Source organism: Mesorhizobium cantuariense, from assembly GCF_042647205.1.
In the GTDB taxonomy this organism is placed as follows: domain Bacteria; phylum Pseudomonadota; class Alphaproteobacteria; order Rhizobiales; family Rhizobiaceae; genus Mesorhizobium; species Mesorhizobium cantuariense.
Genome location: NZ_JBHRVD010000001.1, coordinates 6,216,132 through 6,231,401, shown reverse-complemented (window position 1 = coordinate 6,231,401; position 15,270 = coordinate 6,216,132). Strand labels below are relative to the sequence as shown.

Below are 15,270 nucleotides of genomic sequence, written 5' to 3'. Positions count from 1 at the left end.
AACCTCCATGAATTTTCCGGGCTAGGATCTTTGAGGTGTACAGCACGATGAAACCGCATGTCCGGTTTCCGGGCAGTCCGCCGCATCCGGCTGATTTGCCTATAGATCCCGTCCGAAGACCTGAAGAATATTCTAACGTTTTGACCGATTGGGTAAAACGGGCGCCTAGTTGGATGGATGCCCGCTCGCGATACACGAACTCCCTGCGAACTCAGGTGTTCGATATCGATCGTCTTGTAGGCTCGGCGAATATGTTTGATATTCTTCCAAGCTCAGCAATGCCCAAAGACGTCGAATTGTCCAAGGATTTGATTGCTGCCCGTGATCAGACCAAGCATCTGTTCAGCAAGCTGCCAGATAGTGCGGAACGCAGCAGCATTCTCAACGCCCTCGGTCGACTGGGCAGAAGCGCCCTCAAACATAAAGTTCGCTGGCGTGCCGCACCAATCATAGAAGCGTTGGGTGGGAAATTCCCGGACCTGAACTGGGTCTTGGATGAGGCCGTGAACTGTCGAAATCACTACGTTCACGGCACGCCAAGCAAGGTCGACTATGCCTCCAACTTCCAAGACTCGGCAGGGTTTTTCACGAAGTCGCTGGAATTTGTATTTGCGGCGTCAGACCTGATCGAGGCAGGATGGGATATCAAGGCGTGGGCAGCACGCAGTTCGTCGCTGACCCACCCGTTTTTCGAATACAAGCACAGCTACAAGGCCAATCTGGCGGCGGCCAAGGCTTTGTTGGAAAGATCTAGAACGGCCATGCCAACGCCAGCACGATGCCGGCCGCTAGGGCGAAGTCGCCGTCCGGATCGATGGCGTCCGTGGTGCATGCGGGGGGCGGCTACAGCGTTATTGAGTTACGCGCCGCCCCCCGCACTCCTATGTCGGTGCTGCCTAGACGAGATGGTGCCTAGATGGAATCCGGTAGAGCGCTTGGGTTTGAGGGGATGGAAGGCTTGGGAAGTGGGCGACAGATTCATGTAGGGGCGAAAAGGCTTCGACACCAAGGCGATGCGCGCGATCATCCGGCTGCGCAAGAAGGACCAGGCTGAACGGCAGGAAGAGGAAACCATCCTCGATCTGTACAAGGCCGCACTCGGCATGGTGTAAGACTAGCCTGCCCCGGCACCGACGCGGTTGCCGGAGATACGGTTTGAGCCATGAGCGAATTCGATTTCGGTGCCCGCCGCGCCTCTGAATTCCGCCAGCGCGGCTTCTGGACGCTGTTCGCTGAGCGGCATCCGGAAGAAAGGGCTCTGATGGCGAGGCGCGGACCCTGGTTCTGGCAGCGCGGGCTGCCCGACTTTGCATTGGTCCTTTCCATGTATGTCGCGCCGGCGCAGAACCATGTCGGCGTCTTCTTCGGCCGCAACGAGAAGTTCGGCGCCACGCAAGCCTGGTCGCGGTTGAAGCCTTTCCAGCCTAATATCGAAGACAGGCTGAAGCTCAAGCCGGAACAGAGTTGCGAAGGTCTCGGCATCAATTCGATGTGGCGGGTGAACTGTTATGCCGAAGACAATTGGCCGGCCATGACCGACTGGCTGGTGACCGAATGCTCGCGTATCGAGCGCGCCGTCACCGAGGTTCTTGGCGACACGGGCGACGGCGGTTCGTGAGTCCGATGGCCTGGCGCTAGGTTGGCTTCAGCGTGTCGCGGCCGATCTCGTCCAGATGGTGCTGCAGCGTCAGATTGTCGAGCGAGTCCACCGGTAGGTTGATGAACAGCGAGATGCGGTTGCTGAGCATGCGAAAGGCATCGGCAAAGGCAAGGTGGATTTCGGCGTCGGTGCCATTGGCCTTGGCCGGATCCGGTATCGCCCAAAGTGCCGTCATCGGATGACCGGGCCATATGGGACAGGCTTCGTTCGCGGTGTTGTCGCAAACGGTGAAGACGAAGTTCATCTGCGGCGCATCGGCTGCGGCGAATTCGTCCCAGCTTTTCGAGCGGGCGAAGCCGGTGTCGAAGTTGAGAGTTTCCAGCAGTTGAGGTGCGTGGGGATTGACCGTGCCCTTCGGCTGGGAGCCAGCGGAAAAGGCCTTGAACTTGCCGGCGCCGATCCGGTTGAGGATGGCTTCCCCCATAATGGATCGCGCCGAATTGGCGTTGCACAGAAACAGCACGTTGTAGGGATTGTCGCTCATCTCGAAACCTCCCTGGCAGGCGACTGGATGATTGGGCGACAAATTCCATCAGGACGTCGCCGCTTTGCAAAGTATACCGACAGAGGCGGCGTAGAAAAGTTTCGCGACCGTTTGATGACAACGGGCCGGATCACCTGCCGATACATCGCCTGGCGTTGACAGTTTGCTGCGTTTGACATCTCTGCGGCAGCCGAAGAGAAGGTCGCGTCGATGAGTGTTTCAAAACGTCCCGAAGACGAAAGCGACACCGCAGGTCGCGGCTTCTTTCGCGCGCGCTGGCAAGGCCTGGTGCCGCTCGACCGGCTGTTCTGGCGCGATCTTGCCCTTGTCGGCACGGCGCTCAACATCGCATCTTTGGTGGCCGCGATCATCCTGCTTGGGCTGAAGCTGCCGCTCGTGCTGGTTCTGGCGGTGCATTTCGCGCCGGTGCCCTACAATATTTTTCTGACCTTTGCCGTATGGCGAACCACGGAAAAGGCCAGGAGCGCCAAGGCGTCGCTGATGACGCTCGGCGCCACATTATGGCTGATCCTCACGGTCGTCGTCTGACACCGCGGACACGGGTGCCCATCGCGTTCGCCGGGTTTCCCGCCGGGCAATGAAAAGGGCAGCCGCAGCCGCCCTTTTCATTCAATCGAATTTTGGCTCAAGCCGCCGGCTCGAATTTCAGTGCCACGCCGTTGATGCAATAGCGCAGGCCGGTCGGCGGCGGGCCGTCCTCGAAGACATGGCCGAGATGGCTACCACAGCGGGCGCAATGGCATTCGGTGCGGACCATGCCGTAGCTGCGGTCGACGGTGTTTTCGACCGAGCCCGGCACCGGGTCGTTGAAGCTCGGCCAGCCGGTGCCGCTCTCGAACTTCAGCTTGGATTCAAACAATGGCTGGTCGCAGCCGACGCAGGAAAAGGTGCCGGCGCGCTTCTCGTAGAGCAAAGCGCAGCTTCCCGGCCGCTCGGTGCCGTGACCGCGCATGACGGCATATTGCTCCGGCGTCAGCCGGGCACGCCATTCGGCGTCGGTGCGGGTGACGGGGTAGGTGTGGGTGTCCATTCGATCTCCTCAGCCTTGCCGGCTCGTTACTACAGCGCCGCGCGTCCATCGGACGCGCAAAGGACGCTGTAGCACTTTGGTTTTGCGCATGATCCTTTCCGAAGCTCGGGGTCATGCGCGGATTGCAACCTCATATTCGCACCAAGATAGGCACTTGTTACTGGGTTTGCCCGCATTTTCGATCGGGGTTTCATGCGATCGCCGCGAGATAGCGATCGACTGAAGCAGCCAATGCCGTTTTTGCGCCGCCGATGATGTTCTGGTTCCACCATGCACCATAGATATGGTCGAACGCGAAAGGCTCCAGTGCCGCCGCGATGCGGCGCGCGGCGGCTGCGTTGAGCGGAATGTAATTCGGATAGCTGTACATGAAGCTGACATGGCGACGCGTCGGTGTCACCTGCAAGATGTCGCCGGCCAGCAGGGCATCGCCGCCATCGCGTTTCCAGTGCAGCACCTGGCCGCCGGCAAAGTGGCCGCCGCAGCGGATGAGCGTCAGCGAGGGGTTTATGGCCAGCGTCTCGCCTTCCCAACTGACGATCGCCTTATGCGGCCGCATGATCCACTCACGGTCGTCGGCATGGAGATAGATAGGCACGCCGCCAAACGCCTCGCTCCACTCGACCATCACCGAATAATAATGGCAGTGCGAGATGGCGATCGCCGCAAGGCCACCGCGGCGGTTGATCTCGGCCACCGCCTCGTCGCTGACCATCGAGACGCAGTCCCACAGCACATTGCCGTGCGGCGTCTGCGCCAGCAGCGCCCGCTGGCCGATGGCGAAGCGCGGCTCGATGCCGAAGGCGAGCACGCCGGCGTCGTCCTTCATCACAAGCCGATGCCCTTCAGCGAGTTGCTCCGGCGTGATCCAGGCCTGGCCCTCCCAGCGCACATATTGCCGCTCGTCCTCGCAGATCGGGCAGTGCTCCGGCGGCGTCTCTGTTGCCGCGAACTGGACGCCGCATTGCAGGCAGAGGAAGCAGGTCATCGAATCTCCTGTCGGTCTTTCAGTGCTTTCTTGAAAGCTGCTTCGTGGCGCCTTCGAGCCCGGCCAGCGTCAGCGGGAACATGCGGCCGCCAAAGATGTCGCGGATCATCGCGATCGAATGGGTGTAGCTCCAGGTCTTAGGGTTTTCGGGGTTCAGCCATACCGCGTTCGGCCATTGCTGCAGCAGGCGGCCGAGCCAGACGCTGCCTGCCTCCGGATTCCAGTGCTCGACCGAACCACCGGGGTGGGCGATCTCGTAAGGGCTCATCGAAGCGTCGCCGACGACGATCACCTTGTAGTCCGGGCCGTATTTGTGGAGGAGGTCGAAGGTCGGGATCACCTCGGCATGCCTGCGGCGATTGTCCTTCCACACGCCCTCATAGAGGCAATTGTGGAAATAGAAATATTCGAGCTGGCGGAACTCGGCGCGGGCGGCCGAAAACAGCTCCTCGACGCTCTTGATATGATCGTCCATCGAGCCGCCGACATCGAAAAACATCAGCAGCTTCACGGCGTTGCGCCGTTCCGGCCGCGTCTGCACATCGAGATAGCCGTGCTCGGCGGTGGCGTGGATGGTGCCGGGCAGGTCGAATTCCTCCTCGGCGCCCTCGCGCACCCAGCGGCGCAGGCGCTTCAGTGCGATCTTGATGTTGCGGGTGCCGAGCTCGACCGCATCGTCGAAGTTTTTGAACTCGCGCCTGTCCCAGACTTTCACGGCGCGGCGGTTGCGGCTTTCATGCTGGCCAATGCGCACCCCTTCTGGATTGTAGCCATAGGCGCCGAACGGTGAGGTGCCACCGGTGCCGATCCATTTCGAGCCGCCCTGGTGGCGACCTTTTTGCTCTTCCAGCCGCTGCTTCAAGGTCTCCATCAGCTTTTCGAAGCCGCCGAGTGCCTCGACCAGCTTTTTCTCTTCGTCGGTCAGGTGCTTTTCGGCAAGGCGGCGCAGCCATTCTTCGGGAATATTCGCCACGTCCACGGCATCCGGCCCGCCCAGCGCTTCAATGCCTTTGAAGACATGCGCGAACACCTGGTCGAAGCGGTCGATATGGCGCTCGTCCTTCACCAGTGCTGCGCGGGCGAGGTAATAAAAACCTTCGACATCATAGTCGACCAGCCCGGCTTCCAGCCCTTCCAGCAGCGACAGATATTCCCGCAGGGAAACGGGAACACGCGCTGCCTTCAGTTCGAGGAAGAAGGGGATGAACATTGTCGGTTATCTGTGGCCTTCGATCTTCTCTCGTGCGGCGCTTGCAATGAAGGCGGAGCGCGTCAGGCCACGCCGGCCTGCTTCTTCGTCGATCGCCGCCAGGAGACCGGCGTCGAGCGACAGATTGGCTCGGACGGGCCGGCCAGAGTAGATCAGCACCGGAATCATTACCGCGGATTCGCCGGCGGCAGTATCGAGTTCATCTTGAAGGAGCAGTTGCGCCACCGTACGCGTCGCCGGCAATGGCAGATGTTTCGTCGCACGTGCTTCGATCCATTCGCGCACGGCGGACGTCGTATCGGCAATGGCCTCTTCGGGGCTTGCGCCTCCTCCGTGGCAGCCGGGAAGGTCGGGAACACGCACCCCCCAGACATTATCAGCGCCATCGAGAATTCCGACATAGTGCGTCATATGATCCGTCCTCAAATCCATCCAGCCAGCCGTGCGATCGACCGTGCGACACCCGGAGATTGTTCGCGATGCCTGGGCACGATGATCATCACCTCAGGTCGGTCCGAATGCTCATATTTGTCGTGCTTGCCGCCTCCGACACTTTCCCAGCCATCGCACAAAAGCCTGATGATAATTTTGCGAGTATTGGTCTCGATCAGCGGCATCAGGCATCCAGATAATGCGCAATATATTGCGCAATGGCGACCATTTCAATCATCCAATTTCTTCACAGCAGATCGTACTCGATGAAGCCGGTTCTGCGCGCCACATGGTCGTAGAGCTTGCGGGCTGTGGCGTTGGTCTCGTGCGTCATCCAGTAGACGTTCTTGACCCCGACTTTCTCCGCCGCCTGCTGCACTGCCTTGATCAGCGCCGCACCGATGCCCTTGCCGCGCACCTCCGGGTCGGCGAACAGGTCCTGCAGATAGCAATTGTTTTTCTCCGACCAGCCGGAGCGGTGGTAGAGATAGTGAGTGAGGCCGACCGCCTTGCCGTCCAGCGCGGCGATAAAACCTTTTGGCTCGAACTCACCTTCGGTGAACAGCCGCTTCCAGGTGACGGCGTAGACCTCTTCGGGAAGCTTTGTCTCATAGAAGGTGAGGTAGTCGGTCCACAGGCGCCGCCAGTCGGCGTGGTCGGACTGCGCGAGCGGGCGGACGGTAATCTCGGTCATTTCATTTCCTCCGAAGTTCAGAGCCCGATCCGATAGAATCGGATCGGGAACATCTCTGCCTATCCTGCCGGCAAATTGGACTCGCGAAAAGCGGTCGCGAGCATCTTCAGCGCCTCTCGTGCCCGTGGCGCCAAGACGCGCGCGTGCAGAACGATCTCGGAAGGCGGAATTGGTGGCAGGCCGAGTTTGCGGCCTACCTCGATCAAGCCGGGAGGGGCAACACGGTAAGCGAGGGCGGAAAGAGCAAAGCCGGCCGATACCGCGATGTTGACGGCCGCACCGCCGCCGCCGACGAAAGCCTCATTCCAGGCGATGCCTGCTCTATCCAGCGCCTCGACCGCTCTCAGGCGGTCCGGGCAGTTGCATACAGTGCTTAAAAGAGCCAGGCGCAAGGGCGTCCCCGGTCGCCATTCGAAGGCAGGGGCCGCGAACCAGCCATAATGGGTGCGCGACAAAGCTTCGCCCCGGCGGCTGCCATCTTCCCGGTGCACAATGACCGCATCGAGTTCGCCGCGGTCGAAAGCGTCCTCCAGCAAAGAGCTGGTGTCGATCCTTATATTGAGCGCGAGCGACGGATCGTGGGCATGAAGCTGGGCTATCAGTATGGAAAGCTCTGGCCCCGCGACGTGGTCGACAAAGCCGAGGGCAAGCCGACATGGCGCCTCTGAAAACTCCGTTATGGCGCGTTCATGGGCGGCAAGGAATTCGCGCGCCGCGGGGAGAAAGATCGCTCCCCTCGCTGACAGGCTCACGCGGCGCGGGGTTCGTTCGATCAAACGCGCGCCGAGCTTTTCTTCAAGCCGGCGCAGCTTGACGCTGATCGTCGCCTGGGTACTGCCCAGTGCTGCGGCCGCCCGGGTGAAGCTCTGCAGATCGGCTACCATGACGAAGGTTCGCACGGCGTCGACATCAAGACTGGTCATCTCGAGCATTCCATTTTGTCATCTCTGAAATAGAGATGCATAGCCTTTTTTCATGGTTAGGGCTCGTCTATGTCATGTCGACGGCAGTTTGAAAAGCATTGCCAGCAGCTCCGATAGAAAGTGATCGATATGAGGTTTCAAATTGAGCGAAACACCGTTGCGCTTGTGGGGGCTTGCCTTGCCTCGCTGCTGTTCGGCCTCGAAATCTCCAGCGTACCGGTGATCCTTCCGAAACTCGAAAGCGTGCTCGCCGCCGATTTCAGGGATTTGCAGTGGATCATGAATGCCTACACCATTGCCTGCACCACGGTGTTGATGGCGACGGGGACGCTGGCCGACCGTTTCGGCCGCAAACGGGTGATGGTGATCACCACCATAGCCTTCGGCTTTGCCTCTCTGCTGTGCGGCCTCGCACCGAGCGCTCCAATTCTGATCATCGCCCGCTTTTTGCAAGGGCTCGCGGGTGGAGCGATGTTCACCTGTAGCGTGGCCGTACTGTCCCATCAGTTTCAAGATGGTGGTGAGCGCGGCAAGGCTTTCGTTGCCTGGAGCGTCGTCTCGGGCATAGGGCTTGGCTTCGGTCCCGCCATTGGTGGATTGATCATCGCGTTCTCGAGCTGGCAATGGGTGTTCCTCATCCATGTGCCGCTGGCGATCCTCGCTCTGGTCTTCATCGGCGCCGGTGTCACGGAATCACGCGATCACAACGCGCAGAAGCTTGACCGGGCCGGCATCCTGACGCTCTCTTTCGCGGTGTTCGGCTTCTCTTATCTGATCACGCAAGGCGCCGATCTCGGGTCCGGCGCCCGCATCGGCGTGACCGTCACGGCCGTCCTGTCCTTCATCGCGTTCCTTGTTGCCGAGAAGATCAGCCCTTATCCGATGTTCGATTTCTCCGTCTTCCGCATCCGCCAGTTCTCGGGAGCGATCGTGGGCGGCATTGGCATGAATTTCAGCTATTGGCCGTTCATCATCTATCTGCCGATCTATTTTTCGGGAGTTCTGAGCTATGACAGCACCACGACCGGCCTGTTGCTGCTGGTCTACACGCTTCCCCTGATGCTGATGTCCTCAACCGCCGAGCGGCTGCGCGCGCGCTATCAGGCGCGGGTTGCGATCCCGCTCGGGCTTTTGACATTGGGGATCGGCTTTATCGCCATGTGGATAGGGTCCGGGCTCGAGGGCGCCAATTGGCTGACCATGCTGCCCGGCACGCTGATCGCCGGCATCGGCATCGGCCTGACCAATTCACCGACCACCAACACGACGACCGGCTCGGTGTCGCCGGATCGTGCCGGCATGGCCTCGGGCATCGATATCAGTGCGCGCTTGATCACGCTCGCCATCAACATCGCGGTGCTGGGCCTGCTGCTGACGCAGGGGATTGTTTCTTATCTGCGGAACGCATTTGGCGAGGCATTCGACCCGAATGAACTGGGTGCGCTGGCGGAAAAGATCGCTACTGGAAACCTCGATGGCTTGACGCAATATTCACCCAGGCTCGCGACCCTCGACCCATCCGGCGCCATCGCGCATGCCGCCCTGGTCAACGGTTTTGGCTGGGTCATGCTCTATTGCGGGATCGGCGTTCTCGCTCTTGCCGTCATCAGCTTCGTCATCTTCGGCGCGAAGACCGACGCGCCGCAAGAGCGAAGGGGGCATGGTTCCGCTCAGACCGCGGGCGAGGCCCGCCCGTAGCGTGGCCCTCCGACTTGGTTTCAGACCACGTCGTTGGCTGCTGCGCGGATCGACCCTACCCCTGCCTTCGCGCCATGAAGGCCAGCCGCTCGAAAAGGTGCACGTCCTGTTCGTTCTTCAAGAGGGCTCCATGCAGCTTGGGCAGGGCGTTCTTCGGGTCGGCGCGCAAATCCTCCGGTGCGATGTCGTCGGCGACCAGCAGGCGGATCCAGTCGAGCGCTTCGGAGGTCGAGGGCTTTTTCTTCAGCCCCGGCACGTCGCGGATTTCGTAAAACTGGGTGAGGGCTGCACGCACCAGGTTCTGCTTGATGCCGGGGTAGTGGACGTCGACGATTTTGTGCAGCGTGTCGACGTCGGGAAAGCGGATGTAATGGAAGAAGCAGCGGCGCAGGAACGCGTCCGGCAGTTCCTTCTCGTTGTTGGAGGTGATGATGACGATCGGCCTGACAGCGGCGCGGATGGTTTCGCCGGTCTCGTAGACGAAGAATTCCATCCGATCGAGTTCCTGCAGGAGGTCGTTGGGGAACTCGATGTCGGCCTTGTCGATCTCGTCGATCAGAAGCACGACCTTCTTGCCGGCCGCGAACGCCTCCCACAGCTTGCCGCGCTTGATGTAGTTTCTGATGTCGTTGAAGCGCTCGTCGCCAAGCTGGCTGTCGCGCAGCCGCGAGACGGCGTCATATTCGTAAAGGCCCTGCTGCGCCCGCGTCGTCGACTTGACGTGCCATTCGATGAGGTCGAGCCCAAGTGCCGCCGCCACCTGGCGGGCAAGTTCCGTCTTGCCTGTGCCGGGCTCGCCCTTGACCAGCAAGGGCCGTTCCAGAGCGATCGCCGCGTTGACGGCCACCATCAGATCCTTGTCGGCGACATAGGCCGCCGTGCCTTCGAAACGCATTTTTGCTCCTTGGTTGCCATGACAACCGTAAGGAGGCGGACTTGCCAGTGCAAGGCACGGCGACGAACGGCGCTGAACAGGAGTAACGGATTGGCTGAGAATAAAGTCGCCGGCCACGCCGTCTCTCTGGCGCTTGCCCGATGAGCGGCCTATATTGCGTGTGACGGTCTGTGCTTCCCGGCAGGAGAACATTTTCCCCGGGGCCTTAACGATCCTTAGGGAGCTGTCCCTGGGAAGACCCGTGGGTTTTCTCACACGGCGCCCACCTACTTTGTAGGTTCCCGGGATCGCTCTCTCCACCGGTTGTGTGGATCGTCACTTATTGCAAGACATCCACCCATTTCGGTGGATGATGCGGTGGAAAACGCCGCTTCCAAGACTCCACCCAGCTCCGACCTTTTCTACCCTGGCCGCATGACCTCTCCCAAAGACCTGAAAAAGCAGCTTCGCCGCGAGGCCCTCGGGCGCCGCGACGCGCTCGATGAATTCTGGCGGGTGGAGGTCGCGCTTGAAATGGCCGAGACGGCACGCGATCACCTCCACATCGAGCCGGGCCAGATCGTTTCCGGCTTCTGGCCGATGCGCTCTGAAGTCGACGTTCGGCCGCTGATGTTCGCCTTGCGCGAAAAGGGCGCCCGGCTTTGCCTGCCGGCCATTCTCGACAAAACCACCATCGTCTTTCGCGAACTCGTGCGCGGCGCGCCGATGCTCGAGATGGGTTTTGGCACGGTCGGGCCGCATGAGGAGGCCGAGGTGCTCGATCCCTCGGTGATGCTGGTGCCGCTCGCCGCTTTCGATGCGCGCGGCCACCGCATCGGCTACGGCGCCGGCTATTACGACCGCGCCATCGCCAAGCTGGTCGCCAAGGGACAGCCGCCGCGGCTGATCGGCATCGCCTTCGACTGCCAAGAGGTAGCGCAGGTGCCGGATGAGAACCATGATGTGATCATCCCGGAAATACTCACCGAGAGTGGGCTGCGCCGGTTTATCACCTCTTAGAGTATCCGATCTGGTGATTCTTATACTTATATGACAGTATCCCTGCTATACAATCCAAGTCGATAGTAGAAATGGATTTGTCTTTATGCGCTTTCTCCTGATGCCGTTTGCCCTGATCGCGGCAGCACTGTTAGCGATGACATTGCACGTCGTCGGAACTGCGCTGTACCACCAAGCCGCCTGGAATCGGACGGTCGCCACAGTGACGGATGTCAGGCCCTACACTGAAATGCATAAAAATGGCTTCGCCATAGACCGCATCAATGTCGCCCTCACCTATACGATTGACGACACGCCGATGACCTGGTCCGGAAAAGGAAAGGTTGTCGGCCTCTATAAGGCGTCGATAGGCGATGAGGTGGAATTTTACTACGACCCTGGCGATCCATCGAACCTCGATGCCGCGGGAATGAAAGGCTGGCGCGGCATTCTGCTACTCCTTGCGGGCACCGGCGGCTTCACCGCCTTCTACGTCTGGTTCTTCTGGCTGCGCGGAATGCGCCGTTGACGTTGCCGCTGTGGCCATATCGAGCTCGCGTCATGGGCGCGAGCGCAAAGCCGCCCCTTTCCGCTGGCGTTAGAACCAATCGCGCGGTGCCGCTTGCCTAGCGTCTACAGCTCTGGATAGAAGTGGGTATGAGACTTCTTTTCCTCGGCGACATGGTTGGCAAGACGGGACGCACGGCGGTGTGGGAACAACTGCCCGGCCTGATCTCCGATTTCAAACTCGATTTCGTCATCGTCAATGGCGAGAATGCCGCCGGCGGCTTCGGCATCACCGAAGAGATCTTTCGCGAGACGATCGCGGCCGGTGCGGATGTCGTCACCACCGGCAACCATGTCTGGGACCAGCGCGACGCGCTCGCCTTTGCGCCGCGCGAAGAGCGCTTCCTGCGCCCCTCCAACTTTCCCAAGGGTACGCCCGGGCGCGGCTCCGGCGTCTACATCGCCAGGAGCGGCGCGCGCGTGCTGGTCGCCAACATCATGGGCCGGGTGTTCATGCATCCCGAGCTCGACGATCCGTTCCAGGCCGGCGAACGCGAGCTTGCCGCCTGTCCGCTCGGCGAGCAGGCGGATGCGGTGATCATCGACTTCCACGCCGAGGCGACGTCGGAAAAGATGTGCTTCGCCCATTTCGTCGACGGCCGCGCCAGCCTCGTCGTCGGCACCCACACCCACCAGCCGACCGGCGACCACCAGATCCTCAACGGCGGCACCGGTTATATTTCCGACGCCGGCATGTGCGGCGACTATGATTCTTCGCTCGGCATGGACAAGGAGGAGCCGCTCAACCGGTTCCTGTCGAAAGTGCCGAAAGGGCGTTTCGAGGCAGCCACCGGACCAGCGACATTGTGCGGCGTCGGCGTCGATATTTCCGACCGCACGGGGCTGACCGAGCGGATCGCGCCGTTTCGTCGCGGCCCGCGGCTGGAGGAAACCGCACCGTCTTTCTGGTCGTGACATTGATATAGGCGCACGCAGTACCTAATTGCCGGCGACACTGCTCTAGATCGTTAAAAGAGGGGACGACCTCCATGCAGCTCATCGAATTCCTGGCGCCGTATTTTCACTTCGTGTCCGATCCAACGGCCTGGGTCGCGCTTTTGACGCTGGTGGTGCTGGAGATCGTGCTCGGCATCGACAATCTGATCTTCATCTCGATCCTGACCAACAAGCTTCCTGAAGCCCAGCGGCCCCGCGCCCGCCGGCTCGGCATCTCGGCGGCGCTGATCATGCGGCTGGTGCTGCTGGCCACCATTTCCATCATCGTCCAGTTGACGACGCCGGTGTTCACCGCCTTCGGCCACGGCTTCTCCTGGCGCGACCTGATCCTGATTGCCGGCGGCCTGTTCCTGGTCTGGAAGGCGACCAAGGAGATCCATCACACGGTCGATCCCGACGACCACAGGGACTCGATGATGGGCGAGACGCTGCAGATCAGCCTTGCCGGCGCGATCTTCCAGATCCTGCTGCTCGATCTGGTCTTCTCGATCGATTCGATCATCACCGCCGTCGGCATGACCGACGAGATCGCCATCATGTACATCGCCGTGATCGTCGCGGTCACCGTGATGATGCTGGCGGCGGGGCCGCTGGCCAACTTCATCGCCAAGAACCCGAGCATCGTCATGCTGGCACTGGGCTTCCTGCTGATGATCGGCATGACGCTGATCGCCGACGGCATGGGTTACCATGTGCCCAAGGGCTACATCTACGCGGCGATGGGTTTTTCGGCCTTGGTCGAAGGGCTCAACATGCTGGCGCGGCGGCGCAGGAAAGCGAAGTCGGGCGGCGGGCATTGAGCTTGGGCTTGCGCGCATGCAGCGTTTGGATTGACTTTTACGGATTTGTACATACAATATTGTAGTCGATGATGCTACTTTGCAGTTTGAGTGGGATCCTGAAAAAGCGAGGCGCAATCTTGCCAAGCACGGCGTCGCATTCGATCTCGCCCAGAGAATCTTCGATGATCCGCTTCATCTGATCGTGCCTGACCGGTTCGAAGACGGTGAGCAACGATCGGGATGATCGAAACCGTAGTCGTCCTGCTGGTTGTTCATACTTATCCTGATCGTGACGATGATGAACGTGTTCGGATCGTTGGAAGCCCGGAAAGCGACACCGCATGAAAGGAGGCCCTATGAGCAGGAAGGACCTTAGCCAGGATCAGCGCAATCAGCTCTCCAAGTTGGCTGATTTGCCTGACAGCGAGATTGATACGTCCGACATTCCAGAAGCTCCGGCCTGGATTCATGCCCGTCGCGGGCATCTCTACCGACCACTCAAGCAGCCGGTGACCATTCGGCTTGATGCTGACGTGCTATCCTGGTTCAAGGAACATGTCGGAGGCGGTGGCTATCAAACCGAAATCAATCGCGTACTTCGCCATCATGTGACCGAACAGGAAAAGCGGCGAGGTTGAGCCGATTTAGTTAGCCGGCACGCCCTTCGGGTGGCGGTCGCCGATCAGGCCGAGCGTCAGGCCCTGCTCAAGCCAGGCCTTGGCGCCGGCCAGCACGAGCGTGAAGCCGCCGGTTGAGCCGACGGCTTCTTTCACCTGCTCGTCGCCATTGCCAGCGAAGCCGAAATTGCGAACCTCGAGAAAGGTCGTCTCGTCAGGCATTTCGGTGAAGGTCCAGACCACCGTGGTCCGCGGATCGCTCCATTGCATGACGATCTTTTCGTTCGCGACGATCTCGCTGACATCGACCGTCGTCGAGACGCCGTACATGCGCCACTCCCAGCGAACTTCCTTGCCGCTGTCCAGCCGGCCGCTGCCATGGGTGAACCAGAATTTCGTGGTGATGGCCGGATCGACGATGGCCTCGAATACGTCGGCGACAGGCCGCCGGATCAGCATGCCGGCTTCGGCTGTTGGTGTTTCGCGGATGTCCATCGGATTGTCCTTTCGTGGCTTGGCGCTCACCAGGCGTCGGGTTCGCGCAGCATGTGAATGATGTTGGCCGGATTGGTGATCCAGCCGCCACGGAAGCCCTCGCCCAGGGGCTCGATGGCATCGCAACGCACAACGCCGGCCTTGGCGAGATTTGTGGCGGTGGTAGAAAAATCGTTGGTGAACAGCTCCAGCCACACCTCGGCCTGGCTCATCATCGGCGCCTCGTCGATCCACAGGCGGTTGGGACCAAGCTCGAAGCCGATGGCCGGTGCCTTGTCCGTGAACGGCTTCAGGCCGACGACGTCGCGGTAGAAGGCGATCGTCTCCTCATATTGGTGCGGCGGCACCTTCATGGCGATGTTGATGCCACCGGTGATTGTCACGGTCATAGCTGGCTCCCTTGTCGTGTTCAGCTGTTGTTGGTCGGCTTTGCCCAGGCTGGTTATGCGAGATTGACCTGCCAGGAGACCCCGAACCTGTCGTTCAGCCATGCGAAGCGGCGGCTGAAGCCGTAATTGTCGGGCGGCATCAGAAACCCATCGTCCTTTGCCAGTGTCTCGACAATTCGGTTCAGTTCGTCCTCGGAGGAACAGTCTACGTACAGCGAGACCGACGGCGTGAACGTGAAGGCGTGGTGCACGGGGCTGTTGAAGACCATGACTTCCAGGCCAGCGATCGACACGCGCGCCAGCTTGACCGTTCCTTGCGGGCCGTCTTCGCCGGGGCCGTAATTCGTGACGTCAAGCACGCTGCTGCCGGGAATGGTCTCGCAATAGAGCGTCATTGCTTCTTCGGCCTTGCCCTCGAACATCAGGAATGGCGTTACTTTCTTCATTGCA

The 15,270-nt window shown here is 60.6% G+C and carries 22 protein-coding genes, 1 other RNA gene and 1 pseudogene; 12 read left to right on the top strand and 12 right to left on the bottom strand.

Annotated features, from left to right (window positions below; all coding sequences use genetic code 11):
• The first annotated feature begins 47 nt into the window (after window positions 1-47).
• The 3 genes and pseudogenes from ACFOJ9_RS30510 (at window position 48) to ACFOJ9_RS30500 (ending at window position 1,618) form a co-directional block, all read left to right on the top strand.
• A complete protein-coding gene (locus tag ACFOJ9_RS30510) occupies window positions 48-986 on the top strand; it encodes a HEPN domain-containing protein (RefSeq protein WP_378984603.1) in 939 nt (312 codons plus the stop codon).
• A 9-nt stretch (window positions 987-995) separates the two neighbouring features.
• A pseudogene (locus ACFOJ9_RS30505) lies at window positions 996-1,112 on the top strand (DUF2312 domain-containing protein); the annotation flags it as partial.
• Between the two features lie 50 nt (window positions 1,113-1,162).
• Entirely contained in the window at window positions 1,163-1,618 is a 456-nt protein-coding gene (locus tag ACFOJ9_RS30500) for a hypothetical protein (protein WP_378984601.1), read from the top strand.
• Between the two features lie 16 nt (window positions 1,619-1,634).
• Here ACFOJ9_RS30500 and ACFOJ9_RS30495 read toward each other — a convergent pair whose 3' ends face one another.
• Window positions 1,635-2,144 (bottom strand): arsenate reductase ArsC, encoded by a 510-nt coding sequence (locus tag ACFOJ9_RS30495; protein ID WP_378984599.1) that lies wholly within the window; start codon window positions 2,142-2,144, stop codon window positions 1,635-1,637.
• A gap of 210 nt (window positions 2,145-2,354) precedes the next feature.
• Between ACFOJ9_RS30495 and ACFOJ9_RS30490 the strand changes: the two genes are divergently transcribed.
• Window positions 2,355-2,693: a hypothetical protein gene (locus ACFOJ9_RS30490; protein ID WP_378984596.1), complete on the top strand. Its 339-nt coding sequence runs from the start codon at window positions 2,355-2,357 to the stop codon at window positions 2,691-2,693.
• 97 nt (window positions 2,694-2,790) lie between these two features.
• On the opposite strand, the gene msrB is transcribed toward ACFOJ9_RS30490, so the two are convergent.
• The 7 genes from msrB to ACFOJ9_RS30455 form a co-directional block, all read right to left on the bottom strand.
• Window positions 2,791-3,195, bottom strand: coding sequence for a peptide-methionine (R)-S-oxide reductase MsrB (msrB, locus tag ACFOJ9_RS30485; RefSeq protein ID WP_013529102.1), 405 nt, complete (start codon window positions 3,193-3,195; stop codon window positions 2,791-2,793).
• Between the two features lie 190 nt (window positions 3,196-3,385).
• Window positions 3,386-4,183 carry an MBL fold metallo-hydrolase gene (locus tag ACFOJ9_RS30480; RefSeq protein ID WP_378984594.1) on the bottom strand — a complete coding sequence of 266 codons (798 nt, stop codon included), beginning with the start codon at window positions 4,181-4,183 and terminating at the stop codon, window positions 3,386-3,388.
• A 19-nt stretch (window positions 4,184-4,202) separates the two neighbouring features.
• Window positions 4,203-5,393 (bottom strand): vWA domain-containing protein, encoded by a 1,191-nt coding sequence (locus ACFOJ9_RS30475; protein WP_378984591.1) that lies wholly within the window; start codon window positions 5,391-5,393, stop codon window positions 4,203-4,205.
• A gap of 6 nt (window positions 5,394-5,399) precedes the next feature.
• Window positions 5,400-5,804: a type II toxin-antitoxin system HicB family antitoxin gene (locus ACFOJ9_RS30470; RefSeq protein ID WP_378984589.1), complete on the bottom strand. Its 405-nt coding sequence runs from the start codon at window positions 5,802-5,804 to the stop codon at window positions 5,400-5,402.
• An 11-nt stretch (window positions 5,805-5,815) separates the two neighbouring features.
• Window positions 5,816-6,010, bottom strand: coding sequence for a type II toxin-antitoxin system HicA family toxin (locus ACFOJ9_RS30465; RefSeq protein WP_378984587.1), 195 nt, complete (start codon window positions 6,008-6,010; stop codon window positions 5,816-5,818).
• Window positions 6,011-6,072: 62 nt separating this feature from the next.
• A complete protein-coding gene (locus ACFOJ9_RS30460; RefSeq protein WP_378984584.1) occupies window positions 6,073-6,519 on the bottom strand; it encodes a GNAT family N-acetyltransferase in 447 nt (148 codons plus the stop codon).
• 59 nt (window positions 6,520-6,578) lie between these two features.
• Window positions 6,579-7,442 carry a LysR family transcriptional regulator gene (locus tag ACFOJ9_RS30455; RefSeq protein WP_378988145.1) on the bottom strand — a complete coding sequence of 288 codons (864 nt, stop codon included), beginning with the start codon at window positions 7,440-7,442 and terminating at the stop codon, window positions 6,579-6,581.
• A 129-nt stretch (window positions 7,443-7,571) separates the two neighbouring features.
• Between ACFOJ9_RS30455 and ACFOJ9_RS30450 the strand changes: the two genes are divergently transcribed.
• Window positions 7,572-9,140: an MFS transporter gene (locus ACFOJ9_RS30450; RefSeq protein ID WP_378984581.1), complete on the top strand. Its 1,569-nt coding sequence runs from the start codon at window positions 7,572-7,574 to the stop codon at window positions 9,138-9,140.
• Window positions 9,141-9,195: 55 nt separating this feature from the next.
• Here ACFOJ9_RS30450 and ACFOJ9_RS30445 read toward each other — a convergent pair whose 3' ends face one another.
• Window positions 9,196-10,035 carry an AAA family ATPase gene (locus ACFOJ9_RS30445; protein WP_203280533.1) on the bottom strand — a complete coding sequence of 280 codons (840 nt, stop codon included), beginning with the start codon at window positions 10,033-10,035 and terminating at the stop codon, window positions 9,196-9,198.
• 162 nt (window positions 10,036-10,197) lie between these two features.
• Here ACFOJ9_RS30445 and ssrS point away from each other — a divergent pair.
• The 7 genes from ssrS (at window position 10,198) to ACFOJ9_RS30410 (ending at window position 13,957) form a co-directional block, all read left to right on the top strand.
• A non-coding RNA gene (ssrS, locus tag ACFOJ9_RS30440) (6S RNA) lies at window positions 10,198-10,353 on the top strand.
• A gap of 96 nt (window positions 10,354-10,449) precedes the next feature.
• The gene (locus ACFOJ9_RS30435; RefSeq protein ID WP_378988142.1) at window positions 10,450-11,034 is read left to right on the top strand and encodes a 5-formyltetrahydrofolate cyclo-ligase; all 585 of its coding nucleotides are present in this window, start codon (window positions 10,450-10,452) and stop codon (window positions 11,032-11,034) included.
• 85 nt (window positions 11,035-11,119) lie between these two features.
• Window positions 11,120-11,542 carry a DUF3592 domain-containing protein gene (locus ACFOJ9_RS30430; RefSeq protein ID WP_378984579.1) on the top strand — a complete coding sequence of 141 codons (423 nt, stop codon included), beginning with the start codon at window positions 11,120-11,122 and terminating at the stop codon, window positions 11,540-11,542.
• A 128-nt stretch (window positions 11,543-11,670) separates the two neighbouring features.
• Complete coding sequence (locus ACFOJ9_RS30425) at window positions 11,671-12,495, top strand: TIGR00282 family metallophosphoesterase (RefSeq protein ID WP_095084226.1); 825 nt, start codon at window positions 11,671-11,673, stop codon at window positions 12,493-12,495.
• Between the two features lie 74 nt (window positions 12,496-12,569).
• Complete coding sequence (locus ACFOJ9_RS30420; RefSeq protein WP_378984576.1) at window positions 12,570-13,337, top strand: TerC family protein; 768 nt, start codon at window positions 12,570-12,572, stop codon at window positions 13,335-13,337.
• 79 nt (window positions 13,338-13,416) lie between these two features.
• A complete protein-coding gene (locus ACFOJ9_RS30415; RefSeq protein ID WP_378984574.1) occupies window positions 13,417-13,563 on the top strand; it encodes a BrnT family toxin in 147 nt (48 codons plus the stop codon).
• A 112-nt stretch (window positions 13,564-13,675) separates the two neighbouring features.
• On the top strand, window positions 13,676-13,957 hold the full coding sequence (locus ACFOJ9_RS30410; RefSeq protein WP_378984572.1) for a BrnA antitoxin family protein: 282 nt from the start codon (window positions 13,676-13,678) through the stop codon (window positions 13,955-13,957).
• Between the two features lie 6 nt (window positions 13,958-13,963).
• On the opposite strand, the gene ACFOJ9_RS30405 is transcribed toward ACFOJ9_RS30410, so the two are convergent.
• The 3 genes from ACFOJ9_RS30405 to ACFOJ9_RS30395 are packed head-to-tail and all read right to left on the bottom strand — an operon-like array spanning window position 13,964 to window position 15,266.
• Window positions 13,964-14,431: an SRPBCC family protein gene (locus ACFOJ9_RS30405; protein WP_378984569.1), complete on the bottom strand. Its 468-nt coding sequence runs from the start codon at window positions 14,429-14,431 to the stop codon at window positions 13,964-13,966.
• Between the two features lie 26 nt (window positions 14,432-14,457).
• On the bottom strand, window positions 14,458-14,820 hold the full coding sequence (locus ACFOJ9_RS30400) for a hypothetical protein (protein ID WP_378984567.1): 363 nt from the start codon (window positions 14,818-14,820) through the stop codon (window positions 14,458-14,460).
• A 53-nt stretch (window positions 14,821-14,873) separates the two neighbouring features.
• Window positions 14,874-15,266, bottom strand: coding sequence for a VOC family protein (locus ACFOJ9_RS30395; protein WP_378984564.1), 393 nt, complete (start codon window positions 15,264-15,266; stop codon window positions 14,874-14,876).
• Window positions 15,267-15,270 lie beyond the last annotated feature (4 nt).